The organism is Streptomyces finlayi, from assembly GCF_014216315.1.
Taxonomy (GTDB): Bacteria; Actinomycetota; Actinomycetes; order Streptomycetales; family Streptomycetaceae; genus Streptomyces; species Streptomyces finlayi_A.
Map to the genome: position 1 here is coordinate 6451878 of NZ_CP045702.1, position 23457 is coordinate 6475334.

Genomic DNA, 23457 nt, shown 5'->3' on the forward strand with positions numbered 1-23457 from the left:
GAGTCCCCGTCGGTCTGCCGAGCGTGAGGGACACTCTGGGAGGTACGTACATGTCTGGGACGACCACGGCCGGAATCCGGCTGCGTGAAACAGGCACCGGCGTCAATCGCTGGGTCGTGCTGGTCGTCCTCTGCCTCAGTCTCCTCGTCGTCGCCCTTGACGCGACGGTCCTCCATGTCGCGGTTCCCGCGGTCACCGAGGATCTGCGGCCCAGTGCCGTGGGTCTGCTCTGGATCGTGGACGCCTACCCGCTGGCGTGTGCCTCGCTGCTGATTCTCTTCGGCACGCTCGGTGACCGGATCGGCAGGCGCAAGGTCCTGCTGTTCGGTTACGCGCTGTTCGGTGTCGCCTCGGCGGTCGCCGCGATGGCGGACACCGCCGCCGTCCTCGTAGCGGCCCGCGCCCTGCTAGGCGTCGGCGGCGCGATGATCATGCCGGCGACGCTCTCGATCCTTCGCCAGGTCTTCCCGGACCGCCGGGAGCGGGCCCTCGCCATCGGCGTGTGGACGGCGGTCGCGGCGGTCGGTGCCGCAGCCGGGCCGGTGATCGGCGGTTTCCTGGTCGAGCACTTCTGGTGGGGCTCCGTCTTCCTGATCAACATCCCGCTGATGGCCGTCATGCTGCCGCTCGGCCGCCGGCTGCTGCCGGAATCCCGCGGCGCCGGCGACGGCCCGTGGGACGTGGTCGGCGCGCTGCTGGCCGCCGCCGGTGTGCTCGGTGTCGTCCTCGGGGTGAAGCGGCTGGGCGGCGGGGACCTCCTGGGCGTCGCGACGATCGCTCCGCTGGTGCTCGGTGCCGCGCTGCTCGTCCTCTTCGTGCGCAGGCAGAAGCGCCGTGCGCATCCCCTGATCGATACGACGATGTTCTCCCGCCCCGCGTTCAGTACGGCGGTGGGCTGCATCGTCCTCGCGATGCTCGCCCTGGTCGGCCTGGAGCTGATCGCCGTCCAGTACCTCCAGCTGGTCCTCGGTCTGAGCCCGCTGGAGACCGGCCTTCGGCTGCTTCCGCTGACCTTCGCCGCGATGGCGGCGGGCGCCACCGGCTCGTACACCCTGCGTCGCGTCGGCCCCCGCGGCATGGTCTGCGGCGGCTTCGTGCTGACGGCGGCCGCGGTGCTGCTGCTGACCATGATGGGGCAGCACGACCGGCCCTTCCTGATGACCGCCGGTTTCGTGATGCTCGGCTTCGGGCTGCAGTCCACGCTCTTCGGCGCGTACGAGTCGATGCTGAGCGAGGTGCCCGCCGAGCGGGCGGGCGGCGCGGCGGCGATCGGCGAGACGTCCTACCAGCTGGGTGCCGGAATGGGCATCGCGCTGCTGGGCAGCGTCATGAACGCCGCCTACGCACCGGGCCTCGCGGGGCTGCACGGCCGGGGCGTGCCCGCCGAAGCCGGTGCGGCGGCCTCGAACTCGCTCGGCGAGGCGTACCAGGTGGCGGGGCAGCTCGGCGGCCCGATGGGCGCCCTGCTTCGGACCACCGCCCGGTACGCCTTCATGACCGGTCTCCACCTCACGCTCCTGGTCAGTGCGGCTCTCCTGCTGCTCGGTGCGCTGGCCGCGCTGCGGCTGCCGAAGGTCATGGACTGCACGCCCCTGCAGTCCTGCCGGTCCCGTGAACAGCCCGTCGCCGCACCCCGCCCCATGCGCGCCGAGGAGCGTCCCGAGCCGAAGCTGTCGCTGCCTTCGCGGCGTGAACCCGCCGAGGCGACCGGCTCTGGACGAGCGGCACACTGAGCCGTAATGTCGGCACGGACGTCATAACTACCACTGCTAGTTTTCGTTCCGTGCGAGCCGCCGGAGGCACCCTCATGTCCACCACGCCGCCCTCGAAGCCGTCGAAGCTTCCGCCGTTCGACCCCACCGACCCGATCGGCGTCGACGATCTGCTGGGCCCCGAGGACCTCGCGATCCGCGACACCGTCCGGGCCTGGGCCGCCGACCGCGTACTGCCGCACATCGCGCAGTGGTACGAGAGCGGCGAGCTGCCCGGTATCCGCGAGCTCGCCAGGGAGCTGGGCTCGCTCGGCGCCCTCGGCATGTCCTTGGAGGGATACGGCTGCGCGGGCGCCACCGCCGTCCAGTACGGGCTGGCGTGTCTGGAACTGGAGGCGGCCGACTCCGGAATCCGCTCCCTCGTCTCCGTGCAGGGCTCGCTCGCCATGTACGCGATCCACCGCTTCGGCTCCGAGGAACAGAAGCGGCAGTGGCTGCCCGGCATGGCGGCGGGCGAGATCATCGGCTGCTTCGGGCTCACCGAGCCGGACCACGGCTCCGACCCGGCGGGGATGCGTACGTACGCCAGGCGCGACGGCGACGACTGGGTGCTCGACGGCCGCAAGATGTGGATCACCAACGGGTCGGTCGCCGGGGTCGCCGTCGTCTGGGCGCAGACCGACGAGGGCACGGCCGGCGCCGGAATCCGCGGCTTCGTCGTGCCGACCGCCACCCCGGGCTTCTCCGCACCCGAGATCAAGCACAAGTGGTCGCTGCGTGCCTCCGTCACCAGCGAGCTGGTCCTCGACGGCGTACGGCTGCCTGCGGACGCGGTCCTGCCCGGGGCCACCGGTCTGCGGGGCCCGCTGAGCTGTCTCAGTCATGCCCGGTACGGGATCGTCTGGGGTGCGATGGGCGCGGCGCGCGCCAGCTTCGAGGCCGCGGTCGACTACGCGAAGACCCGGGAGCAGTTCGGCAAGCCGATCGGCGGCTTCCAGCTCACCCAGGCCAAGCTCGCGGACATGGCCGTCGAACTGCACAAGGGCATCCTGCTCGCCCACCATCTGGGCCGGCGGATGGACGCGGGCACCCTCCGCCCCGAACAGGTCAGTTTCGGAAAGCTCAACAACGTGCGGGAGGCCATCGAGATCTGCCGCACCTCACGCACGATCCTCGGCGCCAACGGGATCTCGCTCGAATACCCGGTGATGCGCCACGCGACGAATCTCGAGTCGGTCCTCACCTACGAGGGGACCGTGGAGATGCACCAGCTGGTGCTGGGCAAGGCGCTCACCGGTCTGGATGCCTTCCGGTAGAGCGGTCGGGGCGCCGGCGAGGACCAGTCCGGCGAGCGCCCTGCTCAGCTCTGGTTGAAGAAGCCGTCGGCCGGGCGGCCGGCGGCTTCGCCGTTGAGTACCTTCGTGTCGGCAGGGGTCAGCAGGAAGACCCGGGTCGCCACGCGCTCGATCGAGCCGCGCAGTCCGAAGGTCAGACCCGCGGCGAAGTCCACGACGCGCTTGGCGTCGGCAGGGTCCATGGCCGTGAGATTGACGATCACCGGGACCCCGTCCCGGTAGAGCTCACCGATGCCCCGTGCGTCCCGGAAGCTGTCAGGGGTCACGGTCGCGATCCGGCGGCCCTTCTCCTCGGCCGTCTCGGAGGCCACCTGCACGCGCGGGTCGGTCACCCACGCCTGGCCCGTACCGGTCTCAGCACCTTCGGAGTACTCGTCGTCGTAGTACCGCTCGTCGTTGTCCTCTACGAGGCCCAGCCACGCACTCGCCTTGCGCACCGATCCCATGGACGCCTCCTCTCACCGCGGTTCCTTGGCGTTCCGCATCTCTCTCGTATCCCTATGGTCGTCCATGATGCGGATACCGCGCCAAGTGGATAGTCGGCGCGCAGGGGATTCGTGACGGTACTGGTGCAGAAGATCTGGCGATTCGTCAAGGTTTCTCCTGCGTAAGGCAGCTGGCAGAAGGAAAATATGATGCTCCGGTCCGTACGGGTGACCTGGGGGGCGTACGGGTGAACGGCTCACTCGATACGATGCACGCCGCGCAGGTGCACGAGCCCGGCGCGCTCTCTGAACGACCACCCGGGGGCCGTCGTGTTCGGAATCGTCAGGCCCTGCGCGCACCGTCTGTCGGAGCGGCTCAAGACGGAGTGGATGGCGCATCTCTGCGGACTGTGTCTCGCGCTGCGCGCGGACCACGGACAGTTCGCCCGGGTCGTCACGAACTACGACGGCCTGATCGTCTCTGTCCTGACGGAGGCTCAGACGGAGCCGGACGCCGGGCAGCGCCGCACCGCGGGCCCCTGCCCGCTCCGCTCCATGCGCACCGCACCGGTCGCCCGCGGCGAGGGCGCGCGGCTCGCCGCCGCCGTCTCTCTCGTCCTCGCCTCGGCGAAGGTGCGAGATCACGTGGCCGACCGGGACGGCCTGTTGGCGCGCCGGCCGGTCGCCGCCGCGGCGCGCAGGGTCGCCGCGGGCTGGGACCTGGCCGGGGCGCGTACGGGAGCCGAGCTCGGCTTCGACACGGCGGTACTGGTCGACGCGGTGGACCGGCAGACCGGGATCGAGTCTCTCGCCGGCCTCGGGACCCCGCTGCTGACGGTCACCGAGCCCACCGAGACGGCGACCGCCGCGGCCTTCGCTCACACCGCCGTACTCGCGGGCAAGCCCCGGAACGCGGCGCCGCTCGCCGAGGCCGGGCGGCTCTTCGGGCGGCTCGCGCATCTGCTGGACGCCGTGGAGGACAGGGAAGCTGACGCGGCGTCGGGAGCCTGGAACCCGCTCACGGCGACCGGTACCTCGCTCGCCGAGGCGCGGCGCCTGTGCGACGACGCGCTGCACGGCGTACGGCTGGCGATGGGCGACGCGGAGTTCACCGACAGCAGGCTGGCGCACGTGCTGCTCGTACACGAACTGCGCCGCTCCGTGGACCGGGCGTTCGGCTCGACGGCCTGCTCGCACCAGCGGGCAGGGTCCTCCGGGGACGCCTTCCCCGGAGCCGTGCTGCTGGACGGTGACCGGCGGACGGACCGTCAGCAGCCGGACGGCCGACCGGCCGGAGCGTTCGGGCCGCCTCCCGGTTCCCCGTACGCCCCGACGCCCGGCGGTCCGTACGGGCCGCCCTCCCCGCCGCCGCCCCGGCCGCCGCGTGACCGGCGCGGACTGATCGCGGGTTGCCTGGTGTGGACCGGCCTCGCCTGCACCGGCCAGATGTGCTGCGGGACGTACCAGGGGCCGTGGAGCCGCGAGGAGCGCGGAGGGCTCTGCAGCCAGTGCGACTGCGGCTCCTGCTGCGACGCGTGCAACTGCTGCAGCAGTTGTGGCGGCGACGGCGAGGGCGGCTGCTGCGACTGCAACTGCGATTGCAACTGCTGATCCGGCCGTGACCGCCGGCCCCGCGACCGGTGGCCACAAGTCGGCAAAGTGACCTGTGCCGCTCAGCGACGGTCAGTCACTCGATCCATCCATTGATCCACTCGTCGACAAAGACACCCGCCAGGGCCCCCGGGTCGCCCCCTGTCGTCGCACCCCGGTCCGGCCGGGCCGGGGCGGAAGGGCTGAACCCATGAGCACGGACGAACAGCAGGACCGGCAGGACTGGCAGGACTGGCAGCGCTGGCACGGGAGACGCGTCGTCACGGTCGCGGCACCGTTACGGCCCGCTCTCCCTGCCCGGCTCGGGGCAGGGGCTCTTGTGCGTCACGCGGCTTTTGGGAGGATGGCAGGGGTGTCGACCGCAGTCAGCCACCCACCCCAGGGGGTTCCAGGTCCGTGAAACGCATCGGAGTGACCGGCCACCGCGCCATTCCGCAGGAGGCGTACGAACAGGTGCGGGAGGGGCTGCGGGCGGTGCTCGGCGGAGCCGACGGTTCCGTGGAAGCCCTCTCCAGCCTGGCAGCCGGGGCGGACCAGCTCTTCGCGGACCTCGCGCTCGCCCGCGGCGCCGAACTCACCGCGGTGATCCCCAGCGGGGACTACGAGGCGTGCTTCGCCGACGACGCCGAACTCGCCGGGTACCGGACGCTCAGGAAACGCGCGACCCGCGAGGTGGTGCTGGACTTCCCGCACTCCACGGACGAGGCGTACTACGCGGCGGGTGTCTATATCGCCGAGCACTGCGACCGGCTGCTCGCGGTGTGGGACGGGCGGCCGGCACGGGGCCTCGGCGGTACGGGTGACATCGTGACGTACGCCCGGGGCCTCGGTCTGCCGGTCACCGTCATCTGGCGCGAGGGCGTCCTGCGCGGCTGACCGCCCCTCACATCTTGTGCCGCGCGAGCCAGTCCGTGTGCTGGGGGGAGACGATCCGCTCGGTCTCGAAGACGGCGACCGGCCACTGCCGCTCGGTGAGTGTGGTCTCCATCGCGATCTGCATCGACTCCAGATCCTTTTCCACGAGGGAGTGGGCGGAGATCAGCGGATGGTGCCTGCGCATCTCGTTCCAGGCCAGACAGGCCGCCGCCGCCGCGGAGAGTACCGCGGGCAGAGGGAAGGAGCGGGCGGGTCCGAAGGTCTGGAGCAGGGCGAAGAGCAGGGCGAGCGCGGTGAGTGCGGAGATGGTGACCGACCAGACCGTGGTGCCGCGCCGGGAGGTCTCCTGGCGCCGTCGGTACCAGCCGCGCTGTTCGATCAGACGGTCGCGTACGTACGTCTCCTTCCGGACGGTGAACGCCTTGACCCGTAACTCACGCATCGAATCCGTGATGAGACCACCGGAATCGGCGAGTTCGTCCCTGGGGTCGGTCCAGCCGACCTTCTTCAGTTCCTGCAGTCCTTCTTCGAGGCGGTTGGCGAACACCGCTTCCGGGTGCTGGGTGGCGGATTCGAAAGGCGAACCGTGTACGGCATAACGCCAGCACATCGATTTGATGAACTCGGCCGCCGAACGATTCAGCTGCCAGTGCGACTTCGCTTTGCGTCGCGCCGCGAAGAACGTCGTCACGAGAACGCCGAGATAGGCGACCACGGCTATGAGGCCGCTGAGTCGCAGGGCGCCGGTGTCCCAGTGCCAGGGCAGTGCGGCCGGTACGGAACCAACGACCAGCAGGAACAGCTGGCCGCGGGTGGTGTTCACGGCCTCCCGCTGGCGCGCGACGGCGATGCTGTCCGTGTGATGAAAGAGCGCTGGAAGATCCGCGTTCCTGAAGACCATGCTCTGCAGCGGTCCTGGAATCGCCGTCATGCTCACCCCCGCTATGCGGTGTCAGTGGTCACTCTGCGAATGGAATGGCTGATTCCGTGCTGTCCGGAGCAGTGGGCCGTACCGCGGGGCGTGAAACACGTGGACGCCCTCGACTGCTTGCCGGGGACAAGAGACTAAAGTCGCGCGCCGGGCACGGCAATGGCGCGAGTCCCGCCCGGACCGCTCCCCGACGGTATCCGGGCAAGGCCGGGGCCCCGTGACGTGTGCCTCCGACCCGGGAAGTGAACGTCGCGAGACCGAAACGTCGTCGTCGTGTGTGCGTCCTGAGTTCGACCTTGTGCACGTTTCACCGTATGGGAATAGTGAGCGCCCCATCCTCCGCGCTCGGGGCACCCCACTTGTCCCCGCGCGGCCCCACAGGAGGTCGAAAGTTGAAGCATCGACGCATATCCAGGAAGCGCGCGCTGACCGCCGGATCGGCCGTCGTCGCCCTGGCCGCGGCCGGAGTCACCCTCCAGACGGCGAACGCCAGTGAGGACACGGCCCAGCCGACCGTACGCACCCTGACGGCCGGCGCGGCGGGCGAGCTCGCCAGCACGCTGGACAAGACCCTGGCCGGCGGCACGGCGGGCGCGTACTACGACGCCGACACGAAGAGCCTGGTCGTGAACGTCCTGGACCGGGCCGCCGCGGAGCAGGTGCGCACGGCGGGTGGCAAGGCCAGAGTCGTACAGCACTCGACGGCGGAACTGCTCTCGGCCCGGCAGACCCTCACCGACCGGGCCACCATCCCCGGCACCTCCTGGGCGGTCGACCCGGTGAGCAACAAGGTGGTCGTCACCGCCGACCGTACGGTGAAGGGCGCGGCCCTGGACAAGCTCACGGCCGTGGTCGAAAAGCTCGGCGAAAAGACCGAACTCAAGCGCTCGGCGGGGGAGTTCAAGCCACTGATCGCGGGCGGCGACGCGATCTGGGGCGGCGGCGGGCGCTGCTCGCTCGGCTTCAACGTGGTCAAGGGCGGAGAGCCGTACTTCCTCACCGCGGGACACTGCACCGAGTCGATCACCAGCTGGTCGGACGCCCAGGGCGGCGCCGAGATCGGTGCGAACGAGGGCTCCAGCTTCCCGGAGAACGACTACGGTCTGGTCAAGTACACCTCCGACGTGGAGCACCCCAGCGAGGTGGACCTGTACAACGGCTCCACACAGCCGATCACCAAGGCGGGCGACGCGACGGTCGGCATGGCGGTGACCCGGAGCGGTTCCACCACCCAGGTGCACGACGGTGAGGTCACCGCGCTGGACGCCACGGTCAACTACGGCAACGGCGACATCGTCAACGGGCTCATCCAGACGACGGTCTGCGCCGAACCGGGTGACAGCGGTGGCTCGCTCTTCTCGGAAGACACCGCGATCGGTCTGACCTCGGGCGGCAGCGGCGACTGCTCCTCGGGCGGCGAGACGTTCTTCCAGCCGGTTCCTGAGGCGCTGGCGGCGTACGGCGCCGAGATCGGCTGACCGGGGGCGGGCGCCCTCTTCCGAGGTCCCGCATGACGACGGTCCCGCTCGCATCACTTCAGGTGATGCGAGCGGGACCGTTGGCTTTCATCCCCGGGCGAGTGACACGAACGCCGCCCACTCGCCACGGCCGACCCGCAACACCGGCCCGTCGTCCGCGACCTTCGAGTCCCTCACATAAACCGCGCCGTTGCCGGTGGCCACCTCCACACAGTCGCCGCCGTCCGAGCCGCTGTGGCTGCTCTTGAACCAGTGCAGCTCGTCCACGTTCTCGGATACCTGCGTCACGCTCATGTCTCTCCCACCAGCCGTTCAATGAGCCGCGCAGACTCCTGGGCGTTCAGGGCCCGCGATCGCAGCTTGCCATATCGCAACCCGAAGGAGCTGACCTCCGCCGGATCACTCACGGTGCACCCGACGCCCTGCGACTCGAAGTATCCGAAGTGTTGGTGCTCCTTCGTCTGCACGGTGACGAAGGGACCGTTCTTCCCCGGGTGGAAGCCCTGCGCCGCAGGCATCACCTGTACTTCCACATTCCGCAACCTGCCCACCTCCAACAGGCGTGCCCACTGGCCATGCATCACCTCGGGCCCGCCCACTGGGTCGCGCAACGCCTCCTCCCCGATGATGAACGACAGCTCCGCCAGCGGATCCCGCGTCAGCAACTTCTGGCGCGCCAGCCGCGCCTCCGTGTGCTGGTCGACGATCTCCTCGCTGAGCGGCGGGCAGTGGCCGGCGAACACCGCCCGGGTGTACGCCTCCGTCTGCAACAAGCCCGGCACCAGCAGCGGGTCGTACGAGAAGCGGCTCAGGACCTCCGCCTCGATGAGCGCGAAGTTGCGGAAGAACCGGGGGAGTTTCGCCCGGTCCACCTCGCTCTGGAGGACATTCAGCACGCCGCGCGCGTCCAGCACCCGTTCCGCGGCCACCGTGAACGCCTCCTTCGCGGCCCGCCGGCCCTGTTCGACGGAGGCCACCTGCTCCAGCGAGTAGCCGATCGCCTCCCCCAGTGCCTGCTGGCTCAGCCCGGCCCGCTTGCGCAGGTGCTGGAGGAGAGCGCCGTACGCCACCCACGCCCCCGGCAGTTCGTTGTCCTCCTTGGCCTTCACCTTCGCCGCGCGGCCGTTCCCCGTATCCCGCATTGCACGCCCTTCCGGTCACCTCACTGCGACTGGCCAAGGTTCCAACTGGGAGGTTCGTTCCCGGGATACGGCGCCGGACCCGTACAGCGCCAGTACAAGCCCCGTACAACCAAGATGCACCCGGCCTACAGCTAGGCTCCGCGGCAAGGTGCAGACGCGCGACTTGGGGAACGATCCTGCCGGCGCCGGCGCCGGCGCCGACGCCGGCTCCGGCTCCGGCTCCGGCTCCGGCTCCGGCTCCGGCTCCGGCTCCGGCTCCGGCTCCGGCTCCGGCTCCGGCTCCGGCTCCGGCTCCGGCTCCGGCTCCGGCTCCGGCTCCGGCTCCAGCTCCAGCTCCGGCTCCGGCTCCAGCTCGGTACGGTCGACGGGGGTAGGCGGAGGGCCGGTGCCCTTCTTCCGCGACAGCCTCAAGGCTGCGGGTCTTGCTGTTCCGCAGTCCGACGAAGCCTTGTTGCAGGTGTGGCTCCGGGAGCAGAAACGCGATTACGCCGCAACGAGGAATCCGCCGAAAGAACTACTGCCACACCTTGCCCCGAAGGCGGACGCCCTGCGCTGACGTCCAACCGGACGAAGGAATGGCACTGGTCGGCTCCTTTGTCAACGGGTCCTGCGCCGGTCGGCAGGGCCATCCGGCCGGTGAAACCGGCACAATGCCTGGTGTGAACGGACGCGAAGTGGATCTGGCCGAAACTCTCGGTACCTGTGAGACCCCGACCCTTGAGTTCAAACGAACCGCCAAGCGAGAGGGCAAGCGAGGGGACGCCATCGGGCTTATCTGCCATCCATGGTGGGGCCCGAGGTCATCGAGGAGAACGGACGTCCGGTAGAGCTGCAGCTTTCCTCGCTGCACCTGGCGACGCCCGACGGGCAGCCGACAGTTCTTGGACTGCTTACGGTCGGGCTCGATCCGACCGACCGGATTCCTGGGGCGTACGTGCAGTTCGTCCGATATCAGGGACTGGATCTCGACGCGCCGGTCGCCGACGATCAGGAGCTGCGCCAGAACCTTGTAGGCGTCGCCGCCAGACTCGAGCCGCTCCTGCGGAGCAATCTGCGCACCCGCCTGGTCGAGGAAGGCTTCCGCGAGACTCCGCAGCCCGACTATCCGTTGGAGGCACTTCGGGAGCTTTCGATGAACGCCTTGATGCACCGGAACTACGAGACCTCGTACGCTCCGGTACGGATCGCCTGGTTCGACGACCGGATCGAGTTGACCAATCCCGGGGGGCCCTATGGGCAGGTGCGGGATGACAACTTCGACCGCGTGACCGACTACCGCAACCCGTCCCTCGCGGCCGCGATGAAGGGGCTCGGTTATGTGAACCGGTTCGGGCGGGGAATCGGGCGGGTGCAGGCATCGCTCGCACGCAATGGGAATCCGCCCGCCGACTACCAGGTCGACGATTCGTCGTGGGCCGTCACCCTCTGGAGGGCTTCATGACACGGACGTCGATCGCGCTCTTCAACAACAAGGGAGGCGTGGGAAAGACGACCCTTACCTACCATCTGGCCCATATGTTCCGCAGAATGGGCCTCACTGTGCTGGCTGTCGATCTCGATCCTCAGGCGAACCTGACTTCCATGTGCCTGGACGAGACCGAGATCGAAGAGCTCTGGGACAACCAGTCCGAACTCATCGCTCAGGGTGCTGCGTGGTCCGCGCTGCCGGGTACGGGGCGGGTGCGTAGTGGGCAGACGATCGCGGACGCGGTACGGCCGATTCTGGAAGGGACGGGGGACATCGCGTCCATCGAGCCGGCCGAACTGCAGCCCGGACTGTGGCTGCTGGCGGGCAGCCTGGATCTCAGCCGCTTCGAGGACAAGCTGTCCAACGAGTGGTTCAAGACGTTCGCCGGAGACATTGCGGCCATCCGTACCACCACGGCCTTTCATCGTGTGGTGGAGCGGGCGGCCGCAGGCGTCGACGCGGACATTGTTCTGATCGACGTTGGGCCCAACCTCGGGGCGATCAACCGGTCCGCGCTCATTGCGGCGGACACGGTGCTCATGCCTCTCGCAGCCGATCTCTTCTCGCTCAAGGGTCTGAGCAACCTCGGCCCCACTCTGCGCGACTGGCGCAGGAACTGGCAGCAGCTCGTGCTGCCTCAGGTGCCGCCTGGATTCTCCGCCCCGCGCGCCGACATGCGGCCGCTCGGGTACGTGATCATGCAGCCGGAGATGCGGTTGGACCGGCCGGTGAAGGCGTACGTGAGGTGGTTGCAGCGCATTCCGTGGGTGTATGCGGCGGCTGTCCTGGACGAGAGCGATCCTGGGCGTGGCGGCGATCAGCACCGCATCGCCACCCTTCGCAACTACCGCAGCCTCATGCCGCTCGCGCATGATGCCCGGAAGCCGATGTTCGACCTCAAGGCCGCCGATGGGGCGCTCGGGAGCACACAGAAATATGTGCAGACCTGCTACCGGGAGTTCCGGGGGCTGGCCGAAGGTGTGCTGGCTCGTACGGAGGAACTGGCCCAGTAGCAGGGGTGGCAGGGTGGGGGCAGGCCGCATCGAGGTCACGGACTCCTGTCCCGAGCCCTTCGCGGCTCCCGAGGCCACAAAGGCACCGGGAGCCGGGCCCGCGCGGCGCGGGCGGGTGTGTCTCTTGTTGGGCAGCTACACCGATGAGGCGGCGGACGTCAGTCTCGCGGGGGTCGCCTTCGCCGGGGCCACGCCGAAGATGTCGACGGCGTGGTAGTACGTCCACGCCGTGCTGTTGCACGAGGTGAGCGTGGCCCCGGTGTAGGCGGCGCACACGCGCTTGAGGTCCGAGTAGAACGCGGAGTCGACGCGCGACTTGTTGACGGAGAAGGTGCCGGCCGCCTTGTAGTTGCGGTAGCCGAAGTCGTGGCGGGCGCATGCCTTCTGGAAGGGGAAGCCGAACGGGTTGTCGGGCGAGCTGCTGCAGTAGTCCGTCGACCAGTCGAAGCCGTACGCGGACCAGGCGCCCTGGTTGTTGCGGGCGCTGTTCCAGGCGCTGTAACTGGAGAGGCTCGTCTGGGTCCAGGAGCTGAGGACCTGGGGCTTGTCCGCGGGGGCCGCCGAGGCGGACGCGGCAGGGAACAGGGCGAGGGGGAGCGACAGGACGACTGCGGCGAGCGGGGTGGCGTAACGGCGACGCATGAGCAACCTCCGGCAGATGGCGGTGAGTTGGGATGGCCGTGTGCCTCGTGGGTCTCACGGGGCCACCTCAGAATGACGCCATGTACCTGTCATGCCTAGCCGTCGCGTCGACTGGACGCCAAGAATTGGGCCACAGGTCGGGCGACGGCCACGGGGGAGCCGCCGCCCGCCACGGCAGCGGGTGGATCAGGAGGCCGACGACTCCAGGTGGTACGTCGTGTCGACCCAGAACCCGTTCGTGGCCCTGGCCTTGATCTCCAGGACGTACGCCCCCGGTGTCAGCGGGGCGAAGCCGCCCCAGATGCCCCACGCGTAACGCTGGGTCAGCCCCGTCCTGAACGGCGCCGTGAACTCCCGCAGCGGCAGCGGGACGCTGTTGAGCGACGCGGTGGCCTCCGCGACCTCCATGGACTGCGGGACCCTCGCGTACGACCTGGTGTGCTGCATGTTGAGCACCGGGAAGAAGAACGGCCGGTCCGAGGGGACCGCGCAGCGCCGCACCACCCGCCCGCCATAGGTACCGGCGAGGAACCAGAGACGGTCCGGCTGCTTCCAGTCCGCGTGCTCGCCCGTCGTGTCGCTGACCGGACTGCGGTCGTCAGGAGCGGACAGGGCCCACTTCCACCACTCACCCGCGAGCTTCCCGCCCTCTTGGTCGCTCGGCCTCCACGTGCTGTGGACCGACTCCGCACCGCTCATGACGCCCTCCCGCGTGCCGCCCCGACGTGGGGCTCTTTTCGAACAAGCGGACAGTACCGGGTGATCACCCGATCGTGACCGTGCGCGCCCATTCGGGCGGTGAGTCCGGTACGTAGTCGGGGTCGTCCTCGTCCCACGAGGCGCGTCTGTGATGACGGGGGAACAGGCCCACCACCGTCCGGCACGGCGGTTGCTCACGCGGCCAGCGCGTCTGCCCGTCGGTCAGGACCACGATGACGTCCGGCCGGGGACTGGTCCGCAGCGCCCTGGCGAAGCCCGTGCGCAGATCCGTACCCCCGCCGCCCACCAGCGGGATGCCCTCGCCCAGGCACAGCGGGTGCACGATCCGGGCCGCCGCGTCGCACGGCAGGACGCTGATCAGGTCGCGGCGGCCGCCCACGGCACTGGAGATCGCGGCCACCTCCAGGAGCGCGCTGCCCAGCTCGGCGTCGCTGACCGAGCCGGAGGTGTCGATGACCACCGAGACGCGGGGCGGTCTGCGCCGCAGACTCGGGAGGACGACGCCGGGCAGCCCGGCCGAGCGCCGCGACGGGCGCCCGTAGCTGTAGTCCTCACCCGTACCGGAGCCGGAGGCGGCCGAGCGTACGGCCGCGCCCAGCAGCTCCCGCCACGGCTGCGGCGGATGAAACGCCTCCTCCGCCCACCGCTTCCAGCCCCGGGAGGAGTTTCCCGGGCGGCCGGTGATGCCCTGCGCCACCCGGAACCGGACCGCGTCCTGTTCCTGCGCGCTGAGGCCGTGCGCGCCGTCCGGTCCCAGATCCCATTCCCGCTCCAGTCCGTCGGCGCCACTGCCGCAGTCCAGCCAGGCGAACCGCTGCGTATACGGTCCGAGCCGGAACTGCCGGACGTAGTCCTCCATGAGCTCACCCTCGTCGAGCCCCAGCGCGCGTGGCTCGACCGCGCCTTCGGGCCGGACCAGCCCGTCACCGAACACGTCGTCGTTGATCTCGCAGTCGGCGGCGATGTTCATCCGCAGCCGGTCCCCGGGGCCGGTCAGCCCGAGGACCCGGGTGGCCCGGTCACCGCGCCCGTGGTGGTCACGCAGCAGGTGCGACACCTCGTGCACCCACACACCGGCCAGTTCCTCCACCGGTGTCGCGTCCACGAACGCGGGCGAGACGTAGCACCGCCAGTACTGGTCGACCCCCATCGTCGGAACCCGCCGCGACTCCACGGTGTGCAGGGCGAACAGCGCCGTCGCCAGGTAGGGGCGGGCCCGGGCGGCGTGCAGCCGGGCGGCGAAGAGCTTGTCGAGGTCCAGTGCCCCCGGTGCGCCGGTGGTCATCGGCCGGCCTGCGCGGCGACCGCGATCCGGGCCGTGGCACGGTCGGCGGACCGGTCCGCCCGCCGGGACAGGGACACCACCCCGGCGAGCTGTTCGATCGAAGCCGGCACGTCCCAGTCCTCCTGGCGCAGCGCGGCCAGTGTGGTCGCGGGAACGACCACGAGGTCCGGGGCTCCGGTCTCCAGCGCCCGCACCAGGAGTGCCCAGGCGGCGTCCCAGCGGGGCTTGTCCGGGCGGTTGCGTACGGCCGCCACCACCCCGTCGAGTGTGGCCTGCCGCAGATCTCCCCGTTCGGGCAGCTCTGCCGTCGCCGGGTCGGCGAGCAGGGTCTCGGGGTCCGGGAGATCCATCCGGTCCAGGCTCGCCAGCAGTTCGAGGCCGGGACCGTCGCCCACGGTGCCCCTGATCAGCAGGGAGAGTACGTCGCGGGAGGAACCGGCCGCGGTCGCGAAGGCGATCAGGTTCAGCGTCATGTCCCAGCTCCGGGGGGAGGGCCAGGCGCCGCCGCGCCGGGCTTCGTTGCCGGGCAGTTGGTGGACGAGCTTGGGGCGGACGGCGAGGAGCCCGCACACCGCTCGGCGGGCGAAGTCCACGGCCTGCGTCAGCTTCCCGGGATCGAGCCGCGGCATCGTCGCCCGCGGCCAGGTCCCGCCGAGGCCGCGTACCACGACCTCGTGGTCATGGGTCCACTGGAGATGGACGAACCGGTTGGCCAGCGGCGGGCTCAGCTCCCAGCCGCCGGCCGCCGAGGAGCGCGGATTGGCGGCGGCCACGATCCTTACCCCGGGAGGCAGTTGGAGGGCGCCGATCCGCCGCTCCAGTACGAGGCGGAGCAGCGCGGCCTGAACGGCCGGGGGAGCGGTGGACAGTTCGTCGAGGAACAGCAGCCCCCGCCCGGCCCGCACCAGCCGTACCGCCCAGTCCGGCGGGGCCATCGGGACACCCTGTTCCGCGGGGTCGTCACCGACGATGGGCAGCCCCGAGAAGTCGGACGGCTCGTGCACGCTGGCGATGACCGTGGTCAGCGGAAGGTCCAGGGACGCGGCGAGCTGGGTCAGCGCCGCGGTCTTGCCGATACCCGGCTCACCCCACAGGAGGACGGGCAGGTCGGCGGCCACCGCCAGGGTCAGCGCCTCCAGCTGGTCGTCGGGGCGGAGCTCGGTGGTGGTGTCGCGCAGCAGGGCCGTCAGCTCGCCCGCGATGTCGAGCTGGGAGGTCAGGGCGGGCTCGGCGGGGGTTTCGGGCATGGCGAACGGAGTGCATGTGGTCATGAGTGATCACCTTTGGGGTCGCAGGAAGGCCGGAAAGGCAGGAAAGGCAGGAAGGCAGGAAGGAAGAGGGGAAGTCGGGTCGCCGGGTCGCCGGGTCAGGCCGGGACGGCCCGGCGGCGCGATTCGGTCCGGCGCGGTCGTGGGAGACGGTCGGGGACATGCCTGCGGTCCGGGCCGTAGCGTCCGGGTCCGGAACCGATCAGGCCGGCCCTGAACAGCCCGTAGGTGATCCGCCGTTGCGCGGCGGCCTCCAGTTCGTCCCACAGAGCGCCGGTGCGCAGCACCGCTCCGGGGCCGAGCAGACCCTCGACGACGGCCAGGGCTCCGGCGATGTCACCGTGGTACAGCCGGTCCCGTACACCGGCGAGACAGTCCGGACGGCGGTGCGCCCCGTCGATGGCCCGGAGGCAGGGAAGTGGCTTACCGGTCAGCGCGACCAGCAGCTCTTCCCGGCGGATCTCGACCGGATCGTGGTCCAGCGGGGACAGGACCCCGTCGACCAGACCGATCCGGTGCTGATGTCCCCGGCAGTCCACGAGGTGCGGCTGCCCCGCCCGGTCCGGAGCCGGGGGCGGCCCCGACGGCTCATGGCCCGGTACGAGTGCGGAGGCGACCAGCGGGTGCAGCCGGCCGGCGTCGATCGCACCGCCGCGCAGTAGTTCCAGGTCGGGCAGGACCCAGGTCGCCGCATCGGGGAGGACCGGCAGCGTCGGGACGTCGCCGTCCGTGGCCGACGAGACCCGCACATGGGGCGCCCCGGAACCGTCCGGGTCCCTGACCAGGTCGAGGAAGAGCCGGCGGCGTCCGCCGAACCGCACGGCGACGGTACCGGTGGACCGGCCCTCGGCACGGAGCAGTAGATCGGCCTCGGCGGCCCACCGGCCGACGGCGCAGCCGCGCCCCGGCGGCGCCGGCCCCACGAGACCGAAGCGGTCTCCGGGCGGACGGTCGGCCCCGGACCGGAACCTCAGCTCATCGGTCCTTCGCGCGTCCCACAGATGACGGTGCAGATCGAGACGGAACCGTCGGTTCGGATGGGGGTGCGGATGGCGGCGGGTGACCGCCTCGGAGCGTGAACCGTCCCACAGCGCGAGGCTGATCCGCTGACCGGCATCCGCCCAGGCGGGCGGGGTCCGGACCACGAGGTGCACCGGACGCGCACCGTCGTCGGGCGCGTCGCTGTCGTACCGGGCCAGTGCGAGCGTCAGCCCCGGCCGCAGCATGCCGTGCGGGGCGACGCGTGGAAGATGCCAGCGCAGCAGGTCGGGAACCAACTGCCTCAGGTCTGCCCGGAGTCGAGCGGTGAGTTCCTGACCGTGGGTGCGTGCCACGGTCCGTAGGCTGAGATCGACGTCGACGCCTGCGGCGGCGCACGCTCCTGCCCAGTCCCCGGCGGAACGACGGGCGGTCGCAGTCTCGATCATGGAGGGCGGCACGGCGAACTCTCGCACGCGCGGCCAGAAGGAAGGGAGGGAATCCTCCGTCGCGTTCCCAGTGAGCATCAGCACTCACCTTGCGCGGACGGGGCCCCCAATCTGCTTGCAGAATGAGTGGTCATCGTGGGGGAGCATAGCGTCCGGCCCCTCGGTCTGCCAGGTCTTTCCGGCCGTTCCCGCTCCTTACGATGACTCCATGAGAAGCACGGAATCGACGGAGAAGGAATCCGGGGCCGCGACGGGAGCCGAGCAGCGCTGGGAGCGGCGCACCCAGTGGCCGCTCCTGGCACTGGCCCTCCTGTTCGCCGTCGCGTATGCCGTCCCCGTCATGGCACCCGACGCCGACAGGGCGACGCTGCGGCTGTGCCGGGGCGTGGAGTGGGTGGTGTGGGGCGCGTTCGCCGTCGACTACGCCGTGCGGCTCGTGCTCGCGCCCGTCCGGTGGACCTTCGTACGCCGTCATCCGCTGGCGCTGATCGCCGTACTGCTGCCCATGGTGCAGCCGTTGCGGCTGCTCCGGCTGGTGTCCACCCTGCTGCTGGCCGGACAGCGGGCCCGGATGGCGTCGCAGGTGCAGTTGACCACCTATGTCGCGGGATCGTGCGTGGGGCTGCTGATGTTCGGCTCGCTCGCGGTGCTGGAGGTCGAGAGGGACTCGCCGGAAGGCACCATCAAGTCCCTCGGCGACGCGGTGTGGTGGTCCTTCACCACGATGACGACCGTCGGTTACGGCGACTACGCCCCGACCACCGGTCTGGGCCGGATGCTCGCGGTCGGACTGATGCTGTCGGGTATCGCGCTGCTGGGTGTGGTCACGGCGAACATCGCCGCCTGGTTCATCTCGCACTTCGAGAGCGACAGCGCCGCGGACCGGCTGCAGATGGAGGCCATCGTCGCGCTCACGGCGGAGGTACGGGCGCTGCGCGCCGAGGTCACGGAGCTGTCCGCCGCACGGGACCGGGTGCCGCCGCCGGGCGGCCCGGCTGACCCGGCCCGCTCGGCCGCCTCCGCCTGACCCGCTTGCTCAGGGCCGCCACCGAGGAGCGCTGTCGTCCGGGGTGTGCGGGCTCGCGAAGTGGAACGGGACCGACAGGCGGGCGGCCAGGGCCTTGCCGGCGCGGTCCGTCGCGACCGCCGACGGGTGACGCGAACCGCGGTCCTCGTCACCGAGGTAGGGCGGTGCCCGGAACACCGAGGGACTGGACGCGGACATCCGGACGGGGCTGGGGCTTCCCGTTCCGCCGGGCGGGGCAGGGGAGAACGCGGGGGTCCGAACCGGCTGGAGTTCCCTCGGGGCTCCAGTCGGCTGTTCTGTGCCCGACCGAGGTGGTCCGGCGGTGCATTCCCTCAGGCGGCGGTCGAGCCGCCGGGCACTGTGCCGGTGGCCGTTCCCGTGGTGGCTGTTCCGTCGGTGGTACCGGCCGGCTCGTGCCGCATCGACAGGAGCAGGCTGAGGGCAGTGCCCGCGACCGCCCAGGCGGAGAGCACCAGCAGTGGGCCGGTGAGCGCGTTGCCCTTGAAGTAGGCGATCGAGCGGGCCGCCCAGGTGCCCGCTCCCGGTGGCAGCGCGGGGCCGATGGCCCGCCAGAAGTCGGGCAGCATCGGGAGCGGGAAGGCGCCGCCCGCGCTCGGGTTGCCCGCGATCACGATGATCAGGACGGCCAGGCCGATACCGATGACGCCGGTGAGGGCCTCCAGGGCCAGTGTGGTCATGCCGACCGCGAAGACGATCAGCGCTCCCAGGCCCCACAGCCCCCATACGCTGCCGGGCAGCGCGCCGAGGACCGGTCCGATGATGACCGCGCCGCCGATTCCGCCCGCGATCGAGTACAGCGCCATGGTGGCGGTCCTGATCAGCATGCGCTCCCGGTTGGCGGGCTTGGTGCCCGCGCTGATCGCCAGGATCGAGGCGCAGAGGTAGCCGCCGACGCACCAGCCCACCACGAGGTAGAAGGACGAGAGCCCGTCGAAGTCGTCCGGGGACGCCGGGGCCACGTCGAGGGTCCTGACCGTGCGGCGCTGGGTCGCTTCGACCTTCTCGATGATGCCGGTCAGGGAGCCGGCCAGGACGGTGCCGCCGCCGGAGGCGACGAGCACGGTGTCGGTGGTGCCGGTGGGGCTGACGATCAGGGCGCCGTCGATGTCGCGGTTCATGATCTGTTCGCGGGCCTCGGCCGCGTCACCGAGCGGGCGTGGGTCCAGTGGGCTGCCGGGGAGCGCGTCGAGCCGGGTGACGAGCTGCTCCGAGACCTGCGCGGGCGCGACCACGGCGAAGGGGACATCCGTCGGCCGGGGCTTGTGCAGCGCCCCGACATAGGACGCGATGAACAGCAGTTGCAGCGCGAGCACGCCCATGACGAGCAGTGCGGCTCGTGGAGTGACGGCGTTCTTCACCTCGTCGACGAAAGTCATGCCCCCACGGTCCGGGTGGCCTGGTGTTTACGCAGGCGGGCAGGGCCGAATGGCCGAGGTGGAGGTGGGGGTGGTGGCCCTCGTTCCGGTTATCGTACGCCTGTTCGAAAATGGTCTATGGTGGAGAGCGAGGGGGGTGACGAGTACGGATCGGTTCAGGAGGCGCGGATGCCAGGGTTCACGCATCTGCACACCGTGTCCGGGTTCTCCCTGCGGTACGGGGCCTCGCACCCGGAGCGGCTGGCCGAGTGCGCCGCCGAGCGGGGGATGGACGCCCTCGCGCTGACCGACCGCGACACCCTCGCGGGTGCGGTCCGCTTCGCCAAGGCGTGCGGGGGAGCCGGGGTGCGTCCGCTGTTCGGGGTCGACCTCGCGGTGGCGCGGCGTACGGCGCAGGACGGGCGTGCGGGTCGGCTGACCCCCGCGCGCGGCGGTGCCTTTGTCGATGAATCCGCCCCCCGTGTCACTTTTCTCGCCCGGGACGGCGGCCAGGGCTGGGCCGAGCTGTGCCGGCTCGTCACCGCCGCCCACGCCGCACCGGCCGGCCCGCCGGCTCCGCCCGTCGGCGCGGGGCGGCCGGGGCGGCCGGGACAGCCTCTGGTCGGCTGGTCCGAGCTGCCCGCCGAAGGGCTCACCGTGCTGCTCGGCCCCGCCTCCGAGGTGGGCGGGGCGCTCGCCGCGGGGCGCCCCGACCTGGCCGCCGCGCTGCTCGCGCCCTGGCGGGAGATCTACGGCGACAGCCTGCGCCTCGAAGCCGTCCACCACGGCCGGGAGGGCACCGGCCCCGGGTCTCTGCGGCTCGCCGCCCGTACCGTCGGCTTCGCCTCCGACCAAGGAGTCCGGGCCGTGCTGACCAACGCCGTCCGGTACGCCGACGCCGGGCAGAACCGGATCGCCGACGTGCTCGACGCCGCCCGCAGGCTCGTCCCGGTCGACCCGCGCCGCGCTCCCCTCGACAGCGGGGAGCGCTGGCTCAAGGACGCCCGCGCGATGGCGGAGACCGCCGGACGGATCGCCACCGCCGCCGGTCTCGGGCCGGCCGCGGGCGCCGGGCTGCTCGCCGAGACCCGGCGCACCGCCGACGCCTGCCGCGTGGACCCGGCCGGTGACCTCGGGATCGGTGCGGTCCACTTCCCCGAACCGCGTCTCGTCGGCGCCGGGCGGCGTACCGCTCAGCGGGTGCTGGCCTCCCGGGCCGCCGCGGGCATGGTGCTGCGCGGTCTCGACCGCAGGCGGGACCACTGGGAGCGGATGCACCAGGAGCTGGACATCATCGCCCACCACGGCTTCGCCTCGTACTTCCTGACGGTCGCCCAAGTCGTGGACGACATAAGGGAGATGGGGGTACGGGTGGCCGCGCGTGGCTCCGGTGCGGGTTCCCTGGTCAACCACCTCCTCGGCATCGCGCACGCCGACCCCGTCGAGCACGGGCTGCTCATGGAGCGCTTCCTGTCCACCCGGCGCTTCGTGCTGCCCGACATCGACATCGACGTGGAGTCGGCCCGCCGCCTCGACGTCTACCGGGCGATCATCGGGCGCTTCGGCACCGAGCGGGTCGCGACCGTCGCCATGCCCGAGACCTACCGGGTGCGCCACGCCATCCGGGACGTCGGGGCCGCGCTCTCCATGGACCCGGCCGAGACCGACCGGCTGGCCAAGGCGTTCCCGCACATCCGGGCCCGTGACGCCCGCGCCGCCATGGAGGAACTGCCCGAGCTGCGGCAGGTCGCGGCGGACAAGGAGAAGTACGGGCGGCTGTGGGAGCTGGTGGAGGGCCTCGACGCCCTGCCGCGCGGCATCGCCATGCACCCGTGCGGGGTGCTCCTCTCGGACGCCACGCTGCTGCGCCGCACCCCGGTCGTACCCACCAGCGGCGAGAGCTTCCCGATGGCGCAGTTCGACAAGGAGGACGTGGAGGATCTCGGGCTGCTCAAACTCGATGTGCTGGGTGTACGGATGCAGTCGGCGATGGCGCACGCGGTCACCGAACTGAAGCGGGCCTCGGGGCAGGAGCTCGACCTGGACACCGTACCGCCGGACGATCCTGAGACGTACCGGCTGATCAGGGCCGCCGAGACACTGGGCTGCTTCCAGATCGAGTCGCCCGGCCAGCGCGATCTGGTCGGCAGGCTCCAGCCCGCCACCTTCCACGATCTCGTGGTCGACATCTCGCTGTTCCGGCCGGGGCCGGTCGCCGCCGACATGGTGCGGCCGTTCATCGAGGCCAGGCACGGCCGCGCGCCCGTCCGCCATCCGCACCCCGACCTGGAAGGACCGTTGCGCGAGACATACGGAGTGGTCGTCTTCCACGAGCAGATCATCGAGATGGTCGACATCATGACCGGATGCGGCCGGGGCGAGGCCGACCGGGTGCGGCGCGGGCTCTCCGATCCCGAGTCGCAGGAGCGCATCAAGGTGTGGTTCGCCCAGCGGGCGGCGGAGAGGAAGTACGGCCTCGAGGTGATAGCCCGGACCTGGGAGATCATCGAGGCGTTCGGTTCGTACGGTTTCTGCAAGGCGCACGCGGTCGCCTTCGCCGTGCCCACCTACCAGTCGGCCTGGCTCAAGGCCCATCACCCGGCGGCCTTCTACGCCGGGCTGCTCACGCACGACCCGGGGATGTATCCGAAGAGGCTGCTGCTCGCGGACGCGCGGCGGCGCGGGGTGCCCGTGCTGCCGCTGGATGTGAACCGGTCGGCCGCCACTCATAGAATCGAACTGACGTCTGATAAGGAGAGTGGCGCCGAGGTCTGGGGGCTGCGGCTGGCGCTCTCGGACGTCCACGGCATCAGCGAGGCCGAGGTCGCCAGGATCGAGGCCGGGCAGCCCTACGAATCGCTGCTGGACTTCTGGCAGCGGGCCAGGCCCGGCAGGCCCGCCGCCGAACGGCTGGCCAAGGTCGGCGCGCTGGACGCCTTCGGCGCCAACCGCCGTGATCTGCTGCTGCACCTCTCCGAGCTCCACCGTGCCCAGCGGAGCTCGGGGCCGGGTGCCCGGGGTGCGCAGCTCCCGCTGGGGGACGGCCGGCGCACCGGCTCCATCGGCCTGCCCGATCTCAACGAGGCGGAACGCCTCAGTGCCGAACTCGGCGTGCTCAACATGGATGTGTCCCGTCATCTGATGGGGGACCACCACACGTTCCTGGAGGAGCTGGGCGCGGTCTCCGCGAAGCGGCTGAGGGAGGCGCGGCACGGGGAGACCGTGCTGGTCGCGGGCGCCAAGGCCGCCACCCAGACCCCGCCGGTCCGCTCCGGACGCCGGGTCATCTTCACCACCCTGGACGACGGTACGGGCCTGGTCGACCTGGCCTTCTTCGACGACAGCCATGCCGCCTGCGCGCACACCGTCTTCCACTCCTGGCTGCTGCTGGTGCGCGGGGTGGTGCAGCGGCGCGGACCGCGGAGCATGAGTGTGGTGGGCGCGGCGGCCTGGAACCTCGCGGAGCTGGCCGAGCTGCGGCGCACCGGCGGACTCGACGCGGTCGCGGCCCGGCTCGCGGAGGAGCCGACAGGGGACGCCGCTCCGCAGGAGGCCGCTCCCGCCGGCGGGAGCCGCCGCATCCAGATGTCCACCGGTTACGAGATGAACCCCTGGGCCGACCTCCAGCCGGCCGGTGAAGGGGCGCCCACAGGAAGGAAGTTGTGGCACCAGAGCTCAGGGAGCGCGGGATGAACGACACG

Annotated in this window: 21 protein-coding genes; 10 read left to right on the forward strand and 11 right to left on the reverse strand. The window is 70.9% G+C overall.

Annotated features, from left to right (window positions below; translation table 11 throughout):
• Window positions 1-50: 50 nt before the first annotated feature.
• The gene (locus F0344_RS29535) at window positions 51-1733 is read left to right on the forward strand and encodes an MFS transporter (RefSeq protein ID WP_185301666.1); all 1683 of its coding nucleotides are present in this window, start codon (window positions 51-53) and stop codon (window positions 1731-1733) included.
• A 74-nt stretch (window positions 1734-1807) separates the two neighbouring features.
• The gene (locus F0344_RS29540; RefSeq protein ID WP_185301667.1) at window positions 1808-3028 is read left to right on the forward strand and encodes an acyl-CoA dehydrogenase family protein; all 1221 of its coding nucleotides are present in this window, start codon (window positions 1808-1810) and stop codon (window positions 3026-3028) included.
• A gap of 44 nt (window positions 3029-3072) precedes the next feature.
• Here F0344_RS29540 and F0344_RS29545 read toward each other — a convergent pair whose 3' ends face one another.
• A complete protein-coding gene (locus tag F0344_RS29545) occupies window positions 3073-3513 on the reverse strand; it encodes a cell division protein SepF (RefSeq protein ID WP_185301668.1) in 441 nt (146 codons plus the stop codon).
• A gap of 309 nt (window positions 3514-3822) precedes the next feature.
• Between F0344_RS29545 and F0344_RS29550 the strand changes: the two genes are divergently transcribed.
• Window positions 3823-5103: a DUF5685 family protein gene (locus F0344_RS29550; protein WP_185301669.1), complete on the forward strand. Its 1281-nt coding sequence runs from the start codon at window positions 3823-3825 to the stop codon at window positions 5101-5103.
• Between the two features lie 396 nt (window positions 5104-5499).
• Window positions 5500-5979 (forward strand): hypothetical protein, encoded by a 480-nt coding sequence (locus tag F0344_RS29555; protein ID WP_185301670.1) that lies wholly within the window; start codon window positions 5500-5502, stop codon window positions 5977-5979.
• 7 nt (window positions 5980-5986) lie between these two features.
• Here F0344_RS29555 and F0344_RS29560 read toward each other — a convergent pair whose 3' ends face one another.
• Window positions 5987-6910, reverse strand: coding sequence for a DUF4231 domain-containing protein (locus F0344_RS29560; protein WP_258050163.1), 924 nt, complete (start codon window positions 6908-6910; stop codon window positions 5987-5989).
• 392 nt (window positions 6911-7302) lie between these two features.
• Here F0344_RS29560 and F0344_RS29565 point away from each other — a divergent pair, with 392 nt between their 5' ends.
• Entirely contained in the window at window positions 7303-8388 is a 1086-nt protein-coding gene (locus F0344_RS29565) for a S1 family peptidase (protein WP_185301671.1), read from the forward strand.
• A gap of 87 nt (window positions 8389-8475) precedes the next feature.
• On the opposite strand, the gene F0344_RS29570 is transcribed toward F0344_RS29565, so the two are convergent.
• Window positions 8476-8682: a DUF397 domain-containing protein gene (locus F0344_RS29570; protein ID WP_185301672.1), complete on the reverse strand. Its 207-nt coding sequence runs from the start codon at window positions 8680-8682 to the stop codon at window positions 8476-8478.
• A complete protein-coding gene (locus F0344_RS29575; RefSeq protein WP_185301673.1) occupies window positions 8679-9530 on the reverse strand; it encodes a helix-turn-helix domain-containing protein in 852 nt (283 codons plus the stop codon). Before F0344_RS29575 ends, F0344_RS29570 begins: the two co-directional genes overlap by 4 nt.
• Window positions 9531-9693: 163 nt before the next feature.
• Between F0344_RS29575 and F0344_RS29580 the strand changes: the two genes are divergently transcribed.
• The 3 genes from F0344_RS29580 to F0344_RS29590 all read left to right on the forward strand — a co-directional run bounded on the left by F0344_RS29580 (window position 9694) and on the right by F0344_RS29590 (window position 12011).
• Window positions 9694-10086, forward strand: coding sequence for a hypothetical protein (locus F0344_RS29580; protein WP_185301674.1), 393 nt, complete (start codon window positions 9694-9696; stop codon window positions 10084-10086).
• Window positions 10087-10314: 228 nt separating this feature from the next.
• Window positions 10315-10971: an ATP-binding protein gene (locus tag F0344_RS29585; protein ID WP_185301675.1), complete on the forward strand. Its 657-nt coding sequence runs from the start codon at window positions 10315-10317 to the stop codon at window positions 10969-10971.
• A complete protein-coding gene (locus tag F0344_RS29590; protein WP_185301676.1) occupies window positions 10968-12011 on the forward strand; it encodes a ParA family protein in 1044 nt (347 codons plus the stop codon). Before F0344_RS29585 ends, F0344_RS29590 begins: the two co-directional genes overlap by 4 nt.
• A gap of 135 nt (window positions 12012-12146) precedes the next feature.
• Here F0344_RS29590 and F0344_RS29595 read toward each other — a convergent pair whose 3' ends face one another.
• The 5 genes from F0344_RS29595 to F0344_RS29615 all read right to left on the reverse strand — a co-directional run bounded on the left by F0344_RS29595 (window position 12147) and on the right by F0344_RS29615 (window position 17431).
• Window positions 12147-12653 carry a phospholipase gene (locus tag F0344_RS29595; RefSeq protein WP_185301677.1) on the reverse strand — a complete coding sequence of 169 codons (507 nt, stop codon included), beginning with the start codon at window positions 12651-12653 and terminating at the stop codon, window positions 12147-12149.
• A gap of 186 nt (window positions 12654-12839) precedes the next feature.
• Complete coding sequence (locus F0344_RS36205; RefSeq protein WP_185301678.1) at window positions 12840-13352, reverse strand: hypothetical protein; 513 nt, start codon at window positions 13350-13352, stop codon at window positions 12840-12842.
• Window positions 13353-13416: 64 nt separating this feature from the next.
• On the reverse strand, window positions 13417-14658 hold the full coding sequence (locus F0344_RS29605) for a vWA domain-containing protein (protein WP_185301679.1): 1242 nt from the start codon (window positions 14656-14658) through the stop codon (window positions 13417-13419).
• Window positions 14655-15929, reverse strand: a complete 1275-nt coding sequence (locus F0344_RS29610) for an AAA family ATPase (protein ID WP_185301680.1) — start codon at window positions 15927-15929, stop codon at window positions 14655-14657. Before F0344_RS29610 ends, F0344_RS29605 begins: the two co-directional genes overlap by 4 nt.
• Before the next feature lie 95 nt (window positions 15930-16024).
• A complete protein-coding gene (locus tag F0344_RS29615; RefSeq protein ID WP_185301681.1) occupies window positions 16025-17431 on the reverse strand; it encodes a hypothetical protein in 1407 nt (468 codons plus the stop codon).
• Window positions 17432-17561: 130 nt separating this feature from the next.
• Between F0344_RS29615 and F0344_RS29620 the strand changes: the two genes are divergently transcribed.
• A complete protein-coding gene (locus tag F0344_RS29620) occupies window positions 17562-18380 on the forward strand; it encodes a potassium channel family protein (RefSeq protein WP_185301682.1) in 819 nt (272 codons plus the stop codon).
• A gap of 9 nt (window positions 18381-18389) precedes the next feature.
• Here F0344_RS29620 and F0344_RS29625 read toward each other — a convergent pair whose 3' ends face one another.
• Window positions 18390-18578, reverse strand: coding sequence for a hypothetical protein (locus F0344_RS29625; protein ID WP_185303044.1), 189 nt, complete (start codon window positions 18576-18578; stop codon window positions 18390-18392).
• Window positions 18579-18712: 134 nt separating this feature from the next.
• Window positions 18713-19777 (reverse strand): DUF3533 domain-containing protein, encoded by a 1065-nt coding sequence (locus F0344_RS29630; protein WP_185301683.1) that lies wholly within the window; start codon window positions 19775-19777, stop codon window positions 18713-18715.
• Between the two features lie 168 nt (window positions 19778-19945).
• On the opposite strand from F0344_RS29630, the gene F0344_RS29635 reads away from it, so the two are divergent.
• Window positions 19946-23449: a DNA polymerase III subunit alpha gene (locus F0344_RS29635; protein ID WP_185301684.1), complete on the forward strand. Its 3504-nt coding sequence runs from the start codon at window positions 19946-19948 to the stop codon at window positions 23447-23449.
• Window positions 23450-23457: the final 8 nt, after the last annotated feature.